Below are 11985 nucleotides of genomic sequence, written 5' to 3'. Positions count from 1 at the left end.
AGCTTTCCATGCCTGACCTGCTTGACCGTTACCCGCTGACGACGGGCACCTATCACGAATTGATGGACGACAGTGGCGCGGTGCGCGGGCACTGGCGCCGCCTGCTCGACCATTTGCAGCGCAGTACGCCGGCCCAACTGCTCCAGCGTCAGGCACTGTTGGCCCGGCAGATCCAGGAAAACGGTGTCACTTACAACGTCTATGCGGACCCGAAGGGCGCCGACCGGCCGTGGGAGCTGGACCTGCTGCCCCACGTGATCGATGCGCAGGAGTGGAAGCAACTGTCGGCGGGCATCGCCCAGCGTGCACGCTTGCTCAACGCAGTACTGGCCGACCTGTACGGGCCGCAACGGCTGATCAGTGAGGGGCTGCTGCCGGCGGAGCTGGTGTTCGGGCACAACAATTTTCTCTGGCCGTGCCAGGGCATCACGCCACCGGACGGCATTTTCCTGCACCTGTATGCCGTGGATCTGGCCCGTACGCCCGACGGTCGCTGGTGGGTCACGGCGGATCGGACCCAGGCGCCTTCGGGGGCCGGGTATGCGCTGGAAAATCGCATGATCGTCTCCCGGGCCTTTCCCGACTTGTATCGTGACCTGAAGGTCAAGCACCTGGCCGGTTTCTTCCGCACCTTGCAGCAAACCCTTGCGCGTCAGGCCCCCAGTGATGGCGAGTCGCCGCTGGTGGTGCTGTTGACGCCTGGACGGTTCAACGAAAGCTATTTCGAACACCTTTACCTGGCGCGCCAGCTGGGCTATCCGCTGGTGGAAGGGAGCGACCTGACCGTTCGCGACGCCACGGTGTACCTCAAGACCCTGAGCGGGCTACGACGGGTTCACGCCATCATGCGCCGGCTCGACGATGATTTCTGCGACCCGTTGGAGCTGCGCACCGATTCGGCCTTGGGTGTACCGGGATTGTTGGAGGCGGTGCGCCAGGGCCGGGTTCTGGTGGCCAATGCCTTGGGCAGCGGCGTGCTGGAATCACCGGGCTTGTTGGGCTTTTTGCCAAAGATCAGCCAGTTTCTGTTCGGTGAGGAACTGATACTGCCGTCCATCGCCACCTGGTGGTGCGGTGAGCCGCCGGTGCTGGCCCAGGCCTTGGAAAAACTGCCGCATTTGCTGATCAAACCGGCGTTTCCTTCCCAAAGTTTCAGCCCGGTATTGGGGCGCGACCTGAACGAACAACAGCGTGTACTTCTGGCCGCGCGCATGCAGGCGCGTCCCTACGCCTATGTCGCCCAGGAACTGGCGCAGCTGTCCCAGGCACCGGTCTGGCAGGCCGAAGACGGTCAGCTTCAGCCGCGGGCCATCGGCATGCGCGTGTATGCCGTTTCCGGGGAGGATGACTATCGGGTGTTGCCGGGCGGCCTGACCCGCGTGGCGGCCGAGGCCGACGCCGAAGTGGTGTCGATGCAGCGAGGCGGCGCCAGTAAGGACACCTGGGTCCTGGGCGAACAGGCGCCCAGTGGCGAACAATGGAAGGCCCAGCGAACCGTGGGCGTCCACGATCTGGTTCGGCGTGATCCCTATCTGCCGTCCCGCGTCGTGGAAAATCTGTTCTGGTTCGGTCGCTACTGCGAGCGCTGTGACGACAGTGCGCGGCTGCTGCGGATCATGCTGGCGCGCTATGTCGATGGCGACGACCCGCAAGCGCTGCAGTCGGCGGTGTCCCTGGGGGAAAGCCTGATGCTGTTGCCGGAGGAGGGCGAGCTGCCCGAGCGACTGCTGGCGGCGTTGTTGGGGGACGATTGGTCGTTCAGCCTGCGTTCCAACCTGCAGCGATTGCAGTGGGCGGCCTCCCAGGTTCGCGGCAAGCTGTCCCGGGAGAACTGGCAGGCACTGGTGGAGCTGCAGCGCGAAGCCATGGAGCTAGAAACCGCGGAGCCGGATTTCGGTGAGTTGCTGGATTTTCTCAACCGTTTGGTGATGTCCCTGGCGGCGTTGTCCGGATTCGCGTTGGACGACATGACCCGCGACGAGGGCTGGCGTTTCCTGATGATCGGTCGTCGTCTGGAGCGCCTGCAATTTCTCAGCAGCAGCCTGGCGGCGTTCCTGCGAGGCGAGGCGGTGTTCGATCAGGCGGGGCTGGACTGGTTGCTGGAACTGGGCAACAGCAGCATCACCTATCGTTCGCGTTACCTGGCGGTGGCCCAGTTGATTCCGGTGCTCGACCTGCTGTTGCTGGACGAACAAAACCCTCACGCGGTGCTCTTCCAGTTGAAACTGGTGGCCCGTACCCTCAAGCGCTTGAACGATGACTTCGGCGCGCCCAGGGAAACCGCCTTGCCAGAGCTGGTCGCTCGCCTGTCATGCTTTGACCTGCGTTGCCTGGAGAGTCCGCTGTTCGGCGAGGCCAGCCTGCGCGCAGCCCTCGATGGCTTGGCCGATCTGTTGCAGGAAGTGGCCGACGTCAGCGGCCAGGTGTCCGATCGCCTGGCCTTGCGTCATTTCGCTCACGTCGATGACGTCAGCCAGCGTACGGTGTCCGTCTGATGAGCGCTCGTTACAAGATCTTCCACGACACCCACTACCATTACGACAGCCCGGTATCCCTGGCCCAGCAGCTTGCTCACCTGTGGCCGCGCCCCTGTGAGTGGCAGCGGTGCACCGAGCAGCAGTTGTTGATCAGCCCGGAGCCGACGACCCGCCGCGATGAGCTGGATGTGTTCGGCAACCCACTGACCCGCTTGGCGTTCGAACGGCCCCATGACGAGTTGCTGGTCAACGCGCGTCTGAGCGTGGAAGTGTTGGCGCGTCCTGTGCTGGACTTCAGTTTGTCCCCTGCCTGGGAGTCAACCTGCCATGCGTTGACCTACAGCGGCCGGCCACTGGCTGCTCCATTGCTGGATGCGTGCCGCTATCGTTTCGAGTCACCCTATGTGCACCTCAAGCGCAGCTTTGTCGAGTTTTCCGAAAGCTGTTTCGCGCCGGGGCGCCCATTGATGCTCGGCGTGCGGGCGCTGATGGAGAAGATATTCGAGGAGTTCACCTTCGATGCCGAAGCCACCCAGGTGGCAACGCCGCTGGTGGAGGTGCTGGAACGGCGGCGGGGCGTTTGCCAGGACTTTGCTCACCTGATGCTGGCCTGTGTGCGCTCCCGCGGGTTGGCGGCGCGTTACGTCAGCGGCTACCTGTTGACTCAACCGCCGCCGGGTCAGCCACGGTTGATCGGTGCCGATGCCTCGCACGCCTGGATCTCGGTGTTTTGCCCGGTGCTGGGCTGGGTGGACTTCGACCCGACCAACAACGTTCAGCCGGCGCTGGAACACATCACATTGGCCTGGGGCCGGGATTTTTCCGATGTGTCGCCGTTGCGGGGAGTCATTCTGGGCGGCGGTGATCATGACCCCGAAGTGCGGGTGACGGTGATGCCGCTTGAATCGTAAACAGATCCCAGTGTGGGAACGGACTGGGCTGTGAGGGCCGGCAGCGAGGCTGCCGACCCTGGACACAGAACCGGGGGGCCGGATCAGATCATCGGGCCCTGAGGGTATCAGGCGTCGGGCGTCTGATCTTTCGGTGCATCAACATCTACGTCTGCTGCCACGTCGCCTTCGGTATCCGGGGTCAGTGCTGCTGCTTCTTCTTCAGCGGTAGCTTTCTTGCGCTGAAGCTTTTCCTCTTTCTTCTGCTCCTTGGCCAAGTCTCTCTGACGTTTGGCGAAGGAATAATTGGGTTTGGCCATGGGCGATCCTCTGGGGTCGAAGGTGAGGTTGAGCGGCGCGTATTCTGCCCTGTATCGGGGTCGAGCCGTTAGCTGGGTTTTTGTTCGGCCCACTTTGGCTGCACCGACGGTTGCCATTCGTCCAGCGCATCGAGCAGGTGGTGGGGTGATTCGCTCACTTGCAGCATGTCACGGTGGGGCCCACGGACGAAGCCTTCGCCGACGATATGATCAAGAAAACCGGTGAGTTTGCTGTAGAAACCGTTCACTTCCAGCAGCCCCAGCGGTTTGCTGTGATAGCCGAGCTGGCCCCAGGTCCAGACTTCAAACAACTCCTCCAGCGTGCCAAGGCCGCCGGGCAGGGCGATGAAGGCATCGCTGAGCTGAGCCATGCGTGCCTTGCGGGCGTGCATGCCGTCCACCACTTCCAGGCGGGTCAGGCCGCTGTGGCCGATTTCCTTGTCTTTGAGGCTCTGCGGGATGATACCGATCACTTCGCCGCCGGCCGCCAGGGCCGCATCGGCGACGATGCCCATCAAGCCGACCGCGCCGCCGCCATAGACCAGGGTCAGTTTTCGTTCTGCCAACGCACGCCCCAAGGCCTGCGCCGCTTCACGATAGGCTGGGTGGCTACCGGTGCTGGCGCCGCAAAATACACAAACAGACGCTAAAGACATGCCTTACTCCGTGGTCAGTAACTGGACCAGAGTAAAGCCTGGCTTTGGCTGCGCAAAGCAATTAAACCTCGCGCCGGGGTTTTTCGTAGGTGCCACTGGCACCGCAGGCGTAGGCGGCAAGCAAGCTGCACAGCAGGCTGTTGAGGTTCATGATGCGGTACTCCAGAGAGGTGATGGAGCTGATCATATGGCCGCCTCATACCTTTGGCTGGTTGATTATGCTCATCAGGCTGATAGCCTTAAGTTGTATACAATCTTTGACTCAGGTCATAGGAACTTGTCTGAAATTCAGGCAGTCTTCCTCATTGACGGAATTTTTCTAACCATGCCTTGGAGATTCACCATGTTTGCCAAACTTGCTGCAGTATCCCTGTTGACGCTGGCCAGCAGCCAGCTGATGGCAGCCGAGTGCAAGACCACCATCGACTCGACCGACCAGATGTCCTTCAGCACCAAGGCCATCGAGATCGACAAGAGCTGCAAGACCTTCACCGTTGAACTGACTCACTCAGGCAGCTTGCCGAAGAACGTCATGGGCCATAACTGGGTACTGAGCAAAGAGGCTGACATGCAGCCGATTGCTACCGATGGCCTGGCAGCCGGCATCGACAAGAACTACCTGAAAGAAGGCGATGCGCGCATCATCGCTCACACCAAGCTCATTGGGGCCAAGGAGAAGGACTCGGTGACTTTCGATGTATCGAAACTGAGCGCCGATGAGAAATACGGCTTCTTCTGCTCGTTCCCGGGCCACATCTCGATGATGAAAGGCACGGTTACCCTGAAGTAATCACATCAGGCATAAAAAAAGCGTCCGTTTCAGGGCGCTTTTTTGTGCCTCGCCAATAACCGCACATCCTGTGGGAGCGAGCCTGCTCGCGATGACGGCAGCACATTCAACATCAATGCAAACTGACCCACCGCTATCGCGAGCAGGCTCGCTCCCACAGGGATTGCCGGTCACNCCAATAACCGCACATCCTGTGGGAGCGAGCCTGCTCGCGATGACGGCAGCACATTCAACATCAATGCAAACTGACCCACCGCTATCGCGAGCAGGCTCGCTCCCACAGGGATTGCCGGTCACGGCGCGTACGGCATCACCCGCTTGTGCTCGGTCTTGCGATAGGTCTCGCAAATGATTCGAGCGGCTTCTTCGCGCACCGGCAGCCCATGCAGGAACGCATCGATCTCGCCATAGGTCACGCCGTGGGCGGCTTCGTCGGGCTTGCCGGGCGACAGGTCCTCAAGGTCGGCAGTGGGGACTTTTTCCACCAGCGATTCCGGCGCGCCGAAGTCTCGGGCAATAGCCCGGACCTGGTTTTTCACCAGGCCGCTCAACGGGGCCAGGTCACAGGCGCCGTCACCGAACTTGGTGAAGAAACCCATCACGGCTTCGGCCGCATGGTCGGTGCCGATGACCAGGCCTTGCTCGGCACCGGCGATGGTGTACTGCGCCACCATGCGCATCCGCGCCTTGGTATTGCCCAGCACGAAATCCCGGGAGCCCGGCCCTTTGCCTTCGAACGCCAGCACTTCCTTGGCCAGTGCCTTGACTGCCGGACCGATGTTGACGGTATGGCGCTCGTCCGGCTCGATGAAGTCCACGCAGGCCTGGGCTTCATGTTCGTCGAACTGGGTTTCGTACGGCAGACGCACGGCAATGAACTTGTAGGCGGCGTTGCCGGTTTTCTCCCGCAGTTCACGCGCTGCGCGTTGGGCCAGCAGGCCGGCGGTCAGCGAATCGACCCCGCCGCTGATGCCCAGTACGAGGGTCTTGAGTCCGGAGTTGACCAGACAATCCTGGATAAAGCCCACCCGACGAGCGACTTCGGCCTTGAGGGCAGCGTCATCGGCGAACGGTGGCTGAACCTTGAGCTGTTCAGCAATCTCACGCTGTACGGCTTGCATGAATTCACTCCTTGCTTGGTGTGTCAAAGGGCGGCAGGTACTTGGAAAACGTGTCGCATGTAGGCGACGAAATTCGGGTCTTTGCAGTGGGTCTTGCCGGGCTCGTCTGAAATCTTGGCCACGGGTTGCCCGTCACAGCTGATCATTTTAAGCACGATGCTCATCGGCTCCACACCCGGGATGTCACACGTCAGGTTGGTGCCGATACCGAAGCTGACATTAATGCGACCACGCAATGCCCGAAAAATCTCCAGGCATTTGGGCAGTGTCAGGCTATCGGAGAACACCAGTGTCTTGCTCATCGGGTCGATACCGAGCTTGTGGTAGTGAGCAATGGCTTTTTCGGCCCAGATGACCGGGTCCCCGGAGTCATGGCGCAAGCCGTCGAACAGCTTGGCGAAGAACAGATCGAAGTCCTTGAGGAAAGCGTCCATGGTGATGCAATCGGTCAGTGCGATTCCCAGCAGGCCCCGGTACTCACGCACCCAGCAATCGAGGGCGGCGATCTGACTGTCGATCAGCCGCGGGCCCAGTTGCTGATGGGCCATGATCCATTCGTGGGCCATGGTGCCCAGGGGTTTCATGTCCAGCTCGCGGGACAGGTGCACATTGCTGGTACCGACGAAGCGTCCAGGGAAATCGTGCTTGAGCACGTTGACGACTTCTTCCTGGACGCGATAGGAAAACCGCCGGCGGGTGCCGAAGTCCGCGACCTGCAGTTCGGATAACTCGTCGGCGCTGGCGTTGGCGGTCAGCCAGTCGAACTTGCGATACAGCTGTTCGCGCGCCTGCTCCAGAACGATCTCGCGGTAGCGATAGCGATTACGTACCTCGCTGACGATGGCCAGCAGCGGCACTTCGAACAGAATCACATGCAACCATGGCCCACGCAGGCGGATAAACAGCTCGCCGTTCTCGATACCGGTGTGCACATAGCGCAGATTGAAACGGAACAGGCCCAGAAAACGCAGGAAATCGGGTTTGAGGAAGCTGATGCGCTCCAGGAAGCCCAACTGGTCGACGCTCAGACTCAGCTCGGCCAGGCGTTCGATCTGAAAGCGGATCTCTGCCAGATACGGGCGCAGGTCTTCGCTGTTGCGGCAGCGAAACTCCCATTCGACTTCGACGTTGGGGTAGTTGTGCAGCACCGCCTGCATCATCGTCAGTTTGTAGAAGTCGGTGTCGAGCAGGTTCTGCACGATGCGATCGGCAAATACACTCTCGCTCATGGCGGGAATCTCCAGACAGGCCGCTGCGGCGGGCAGCGGGGTGCAGCGGTTGGTGGTGAAGGGGCTAGTGGCGCATAACCGTGGTGAGTATTGCCAGCGATTTTTTAGCAACAGGTACCCCGCTGGAGTGTCTGGATAGGCCAACGGGCCTCATCGCGGGTAAGCTCAAGGTGCCATCGAAACCTCGTTCTGCTCCAGCATCCACTCCACAAAAAGCCTGACCTTGGGCACTTCCGCCGAATGTTCAGGATAGGCCAGGTAATAGGCATCGGTACTGGGCATCGCATAGTGCCAGGGGATCACCAGCTTGCCGTCAGCCAGTTCTTCTTCCACCAGAAACCGCGGCAGCAGGGCGACGCCGCAGCCAACCTGGGCGGCGCGGATGCACATGTAGAACGTTTCGAAGCGCGGCCCGTGGTAGCTGTGTTCGGTGTGATAACCCTGGCTGGCGAACCAGTCGTGCCAGGCCTGGGGGCGTGAGGCGTTTTGCAGCAGCACCAGATCGGTCAGTTGCGTCGGGTCGCTGAAGGGCTGGGCCGGCAGATTGCCAGGCGCGCAGACCGGCACCAGTTCTTCGCCGAACAGTTTCAGGGATTCGGCGCCGGGCCGTGAGCCCTGGCCGAAATAGAACGCCAGGTCGCTGCGCCCCTGAAGCAAGTCGTCGGCCTCCTGCTCGCTGCACAGGTCCAGATGAATTTTCGGGTGCCGCAGGCGCCAGCCTTTGAGCCGTGGGACCAGCCAGCGAGCTCCGAAGGTTGGCGGTGTGGAAACCCGTAGGACTTCGGTATCGCCGCCGTAGGAGCGCAAGTAGTGGGTCGACATCTCCACCTGCGTAAGGATTTTTCGTACCTCCCCCAGGTACAAATCCCCGGCCGGTGTCAGCTGCAAGCGTCGACGTACGCGGCGAAACAGCAAATGCTGTAGCAGTTCCTCCAACTGTGCGACCTGTTTGCTGACGGCGCTCTGAGTCAGGTTCAGCTCTTCGGCGGCGCGAGTGAAGCTCAGGTGTCGGGTCACCGCTTCGAAGCACTGTAGCGCCGTGATCGACGGCAAATAGCGTTTATTGATCATGATGAGGCCTTATTTCTTGTGGCGCTGCTTATCCGGTCATGGCCAGCATGAATAAACGGAATGATATCTCGCTTAAAGGTCGTTTGTTGGCAAGTCTCGGGCCAGCTACAACTACAGGTCTGATCAGCCGTGATCGTCCGGCTGCCAATTCTTTGTCTTTTGTTTGAGGAATTAACCATGGTTGCTGCATTGCTTGATCGTCTGGGTGTTGAACCGGCCTTGTACCAGAGCGGCACACAACCGGTGCATTCGCCCATCGACGGCAGTCGCATCGGCGCCGTGAACTGGGAGGGCGCCGCAGAGGTTGAGCAGCAGGTCAGCCGCGCCGAGCATGCGTTCGACCTGTGGCGCCAGGTGCCGGCCCCTCGCCGCGGCGAGCTGGTACGTCAATTCGGTGACCTGCTGCGCGAGTACAAGGCCGACCTCGGCGAGCTGGTGTCCTGGGAAGCCGGCAAGATCACCCAGGAAGGTTTGGGTGAAGTGCAAGAGATGATCGACATCTGCGACTTCGCGGTCGGTCTGTCCCGTCAGCTGTACGGCCTGACCATCGCCTCCGAGCGTCCGGGCCACCACATGCGTGAATCCTGGCATCCGCTGGGCGTGGTCGGCGTGATCAGCGCTTTCAACTTCCCCGTGGCGGTCTGGGCCTGGAACACCACGCTGGCCCTGGTTTGCGGCAATGCGGTGATCTGGAAACCCTCGGAAAAGACCCCGCTCACCGCCCTGGCCTGCCAGGCGTTGTTCGAACGTGTGCTGAAGAACTTCAGCGATGCGCCACCGTACCTCAGTCAAGTGATCATCGGCGGTCGCGATGCCGGCGAAGCGCTGGTGGACGATCCGCGCGTCGCGTTGATCAGCGCCACCGGCAGCACCCGCATGGGTCGTGAAGTGGCGCCGAAAGTCGCCGCGCGCTTTGCCCGCAGCATCCTCGAACTGGGTGGCAACAATGCGATGATCCTGGCCCCCAGCGCCGATCTGGACATGGCCGTGCGCGCCATCCTGTTCAGCGCCGTCGGCACCGCCGGCCAACGTTGCACGACGCTGCGCCGCCTGATTGCCCATGAGTCAGTGAAAGAAGAGATCGTCAGCCGGCTCAAGGCCGCTTATTCGAAAGTGCGCATCGGCCATCCGCTGGAAGGCAACCTGGTCGGGCCGCTGATCGACAAGCAGAGCTTCGAAAACATGCAGGATGCACTGGAGCAGGCCTTGAGCGAAGGCGGGCGAGTATTTGGTGGCAAACGCCAGCTTGAAGACCAGTTCCCGAATGCCTACTACGTATCGCCGGCCGTCGTCGAGATGCCGGAGCAGAGCGATGTGGTGTGCCACGAAACCTTCGCCCCGATCCTTTATGTGGTCGGCTACAAGGATTTTGCCCAGGCCCTGCAACTCAATAACGCGGTGCCTCAAGGCCTGTCGTCCTGCATCTTCACCACGGACGTGCGTGAAGCCGAGCAATTCATGTCAGCAGTGGGCAGCGACTGCGGCATCGCCAACGTCAACATCGGCCCGAGCGGCGCGGAAATCGGCGGCGCGTTCGGCGGCGAGAAAGAGACTGGCGGCGGACGTGAGTCAGGCTCCGATGCATGGCGCGGTTACATGCGTCGCCAGACCAACACCGTGAACTACTCGCTGGAGCTGCCGTTGGCGCAGGGGATTACTTTCGACTGAGAAACTGGATCTTCGACCGATGAAGATCCCCTGTGGGAGCGAGCTTGCTCGCGAAAGCGGACTGTCATTCAACATCAATGTCGACTGGTCTGCCGCCTTCGCGAGCAAGCTCGCTCCCACAATTGAACTGTGCAGTGGTTGGGTTTCATTTCCGGAGTCTGGCAATGCCGTTACGCGAAGAATGTCTGTGGGAAAAACTGACGCCGCAAAGACCTGAAAATACCGCCCTCACCGGCGAAATCACGGTGGATGTCTGCGTGATCGGCGCAGGTTTTACCGGTTTGTCGGCGGCGGTGCATTTGCTCGAACAAGGCAAGCGCGTGGCTGTGCTGGAGGCCCATCGGGCCGGGCATGGTGGGTCGGGGCGCAATGTCGGATTGGTCAACGCCGGCTTGTGGATCCCGCCGGATGAGATAGAAGCCGGCTTCGGCGAAGCGGTGGGCAGCCAGCTCAATCGTATGCTCGGGGCGGCGCCGGCGCTGGTGTTCAGCCTCGTCGATAAATACAACATTGATTGCCAGCTGCGACGCGAAGGCACGCTGCACATGGCTCACAACGCCAGGGGCGAAGCGGACCTGCGCAGTCGTGAAGAACAATGGAAGCGCCGTGGCGCCCCGGTGGAGTTGCTCACCGGCCAGGCGTGTGCCCAGGCCACGGGCACCTCGAAAATCGCTGCGGCATTGCTCGACCGGCGTGCCGGCACGCTCAATCCGATGGCCTACACCAGTGGGCTGGCCAAGGCTGCCAGCGACCTTGGTGGCCAGTTGTTTGATCATTCCCCCGTCACGCGCCTGGAACGCCAGGGCCAGCGCTGGTCGGTGCAAACTGCCCAGGGTTCGGTACTGGCCGAGCAAGTGGTGATCGCGTCCAATGCCTACACCGAAGGTGACTGGACCGAGCTGCGGCGCAATTTCTTTCCCGGTTACTACTATCAGGTTGCTTCCGCTCCGCTGACCGACGAAGCGGCGCAGCGCATCCTGCCAGGCGGCCAGGGCTCGTGGGACACCCGCCAGGTACTGAGCAGCATTCGTCGGGACAAGGACGGGCGTCTGTTGCTGGGCAGCCTGGGTAATGGCAATCGCAAACCCACCTGGTTCCTCAAGGCGTGGGCCGACCGGGTGCAACAGCACTATTTCCCTTACCTCAAGCCGGTGGAATGGGAATGCACCTGGACCGGATGTATCGCCTTCACCCCCGATCACCTGATGCGCCTGTTCGAGCCGGCCCCCGGTCTGGTGGCCGTGACGGGTTACAACGGCCGCGGCGTGACGACTGGCACAGTAGTGGGCAAAGCCTTTGCCGACTATCTGTGTCACGGCGACGCCAGCACGCTGCCGATTCCCTTCGCCGCCATGCGGCCACTGGCCGGGACAGGCTTGCGCAGCTGCTTGTATGAAGCGGGTTTTTCGCTGTATCACGCCGGCCAGTGCCTGCGAATTGTGATCTGAATGTTGAAAAATGTTGCCGCAGCGCTCGTTTTCCACCACAACGTCTAGCCTGTTATGGTGCGGGTTGTAGCAGTTGTGCACCGCCAGTGTGCAGTTCGGTGACGCGGGTTGTTACAGGTGGGTTGCACGTCGTTTCGTGTGATGGTTGCAATGATGGCTCAGGGAGGGTTGTACCCATTTGGTTCTATGGTTGTACCTTGTGCGGTTTAGACGGTTGCACGCCCAATAAAAAAGGGCTCGAAACAGTCGAAATAACAATAAAGCAGCGACTTTTTTAAGAATAAAAAACCGATGGCACGGCGCTTGCTCTGAGCT

At 61.0% G+C, this 11985-nt stretch carries 11 protein-coding genes; 5 read left to right on the top strand and 6 right to left on the bottom strand.

Annotation, left to right across the window (positions count from 1 at the left end):
- The first annotated feature begins 8 nt into the window (after window positions 1-8).
- Together MKS85_RS21775 and MKS85_RS21770 are read left to right on the top strand one after the other, a co-directional pair.
- Window positions 9-2495 carry a circularly permuted type 2 ATP-grasp protein gene (locus MKS85_RS21775; RefSeq protein ID WP_188252150.1) on the top strand — a complete coding sequence of 829 codons (2487 nt, stop codon included), beginning with the start codon at window positions 9-11 and terminating at the stop codon, window positions 2493-2495.
- Complete coding sequence (locus MKS85_RS21770) at window positions 2495-3388, top strand: transglutaminase family protein (RefSeq protein WP_188252149.1); 894 nt, start codon at window positions 2495-2497, stop codon at window positions 3386-3388. Before MKS85_RS21775 ends, MKS85_RS21770 begins: the two co-directional genes overlap by 1 nt.
- 107 nt (window positions 3389-3495) lie before the next feature.
- Here MKS85_RS21770 and MKS85_RS21765 read toward each other — a convergent pair whose 3' ends face one another.
- From MKS85_RS21765 to MKS85_RS21755, 3 genes are all read right to left on the bottom strand, one after another.
- The gene (locus MKS85_RS21765; RefSeq protein WP_047227327.1) at window positions 3496-3687 is read right to left on the bottom strand and encodes a hypothetical protein; all 192 of its coding nucleotides are present in this window, start codon (window positions 3685-3687) and stop codon (window positions 3496-3498) included.
- Window positions 3688-3755: 68 nt separating this feature from the next.
- The gene (locus MKS85_RS21760) at window positions 3756-4343 is read right to left on the bottom strand and encodes a TIGR00730 family Rossman fold protein (protein WP_107321468.1); all 588 of its coding nucleotides are present in this window, start codon (window positions 4341-4343) and stop codon (window positions 3756-3758) included.
- Between the two features lie 61 nt (window positions 4344-4404).
- On the bottom strand, window positions 4405-4530 hold the full coding sequence (locus tag MKS85_RS21755; RefSeq protein ID WP_262927085.1) for a hypothetical protein: 126 nt from the start codon (window positions 4528-4530) through the stop codon (window positions 4405-4407).
- A gap of 156 nt (window positions 4531-4686) precedes the next feature.
- Between MKS85_RS21755 and azu the strand changes: the two genes are divergently transcribed.
- Complete coding sequence (gene azu / locus MKS85_RS21750) at window positions 4687-5133, top strand: azurin (protein WP_107321469.1); 447 nt, start codon at window positions 4687-4689, stop codon at window positions 5131-5133.
- Window positions 5134-5426: 293 nt separating this feature from the next.
- Here azu and nadE read toward each other — a convergent pair whose 3' ends face one another.
- From nadE to MKS85_RS21735, 3 genes are all read right to left on the bottom strand, one after another.
- Window positions 5427-6254, bottom strand: a complete 828-nt coding sequence (nadE, locus tag MKS85_RS21745; RefSeq protein WP_047227330.1) for an ammonia-dependent NAD(+) synthetase — start codon at window positions 6252-6254, stop codon at window positions 5427-5429.
- A gap of 23 nt (window positions 6255-6277) precedes the next feature.
- On the bottom strand, window positions 6278-7483 hold the full coding sequence (gene pncB, locus MKS85_RS21740; RefSeq protein ID WP_047227331.1) for a nicotinate phosphoribosyltransferase: 1206 nt from the start codon (window positions 7481-7483) through the stop codon (window positions 6278-6280).
- 165 nt (window positions 7484-7648) lie between these two features.
- Window positions 7649-8554: a LysR family transcriptional regulator gene (locus tag MKS85_RS21735; RefSeq protein WP_107321470.1), complete on the bottom strand. Its 906-nt coding sequence runs from the start codon at window positions 8552-8554 to the stop codon at window positions 7649-7651.
- Between the two features lie 177 nt (window positions 8555-8731).
- On the opposite strand from MKS85_RS21735, the gene MKS85_RS21730 reads away from it, so the two are divergent.
- Both MKS85_RS21730 and MKS85_RS21720 read left to right on the top strand, forming a co-directional pair.
- Complete coding sequence (locus MKS85_RS21730) at window positions 8732-10222, top strand: aldehyde dehydrogenase family protein (RefSeq protein WP_139048506.1); 1491 nt, start codon at window positions 8732-8734, stop codon at window positions 10220-10222.
- A gap of 164 nt (window positions 10223-10386) precedes the next feature.
- On the top strand, window positions 10387-11670 hold the full coding sequence (locus MKS85_RS21720) for an FAD-binding oxidoreductase (protein WP_139048505.1): 1284 nt from the start codon (window positions 10387-10389) through the stop codon (window positions 11668-11670).
- Window positions 11671-11985: the final 315 nt, after the last annotated feature.

Origin of the sequence: Pseudomonas sp. JL2, assembly GCF_031570495.1 — a bacterium.
GTDB lineage: Bacteria > Pseudomonadota > Gammaproteobacteria > Pseudomonadales > Pseudomonadaceae > Aquipseudomonas > Aquipseudomonas rhizophila.
Note: the sequence above shows the minus strand (reverse complement) of the source record. Positions and strands in the feature narration are given on the sequence as shown.

Coding starts and splice junctions, on each gene's coding strand:
- MKS85_RS21730 (WP_139048506.1), top strand. CDS start 8,732: ATGGTTGCTGCATTGCTTGATCGTCTGGGTGTTGAACCGGCCTTGTAC.
- MKS85_RS21775 (WP_188252150.1), top strand. CDS start 9: ATGCCTGACCTGCTTGACCGTTACCCGCTGACGACGGGCACCTATCAC.
- MKS85_RS21765 (WP_047227327.1), bottom strand. CDS start 3,687: ATGGCCAAACCCAATTATTCCTTCGCCAAACGTCAGAGAGACTTGGCC.
- azu (WP_107321469.1), top strand. CDS start 4,687: ATGTTTGCCAAACTTGCTGCAGTATCCCTGTTGACGCTGGCCAGCAGC.
- MKS85_RS21755 (WP_262927085.1), bottom strand. CDS start 4,530: ATGATCAGCTCCATCACCTCTCTGGAGTACCGCATCATGAACCTCAAC.
- MKS85_RS21770 (WP_188252149.1), top strand. CDS start 2,495: ATGAGCGCTCGTTACAAGATCTTCCACGACACCCACTACCATTACGAC.
- MKS85_RS21735 (WP_107321470.1), bottom strand. CDS start 8,554: ATGATCAATAAACGCTATTTGCCGTCGATCACGGCGCTACAGTGCTTC.
- nadE (WP_047227330.1), bottom strand. CDS start 6,254: ATGCAAGCCGTACAGCGTGAGATTGCTGAACAGCTCAAGGTTCAGCCA.
- MKS85_RS21760 (WP_107321468.1), bottom strand. CDS start 4,343: ATGTCTTTAGCGTCTGTTTGTGTATTTTGCGGCGCCAGCACCGGTAGC.
- pncB (WP_047227331.1), bottom strand. CDS start 7,483: ATGAGCGAGAGTGTATTTGCCGATCGCATCGTGCAGAACCTGCTCGAC.
- MKS85_RS21720 (WP_139048505.1), top strand. CDS start 10,387: ATGCCGTTACGCGAAGAATGTCTGTGGGAAAAACTGACGCCGCAAAGA.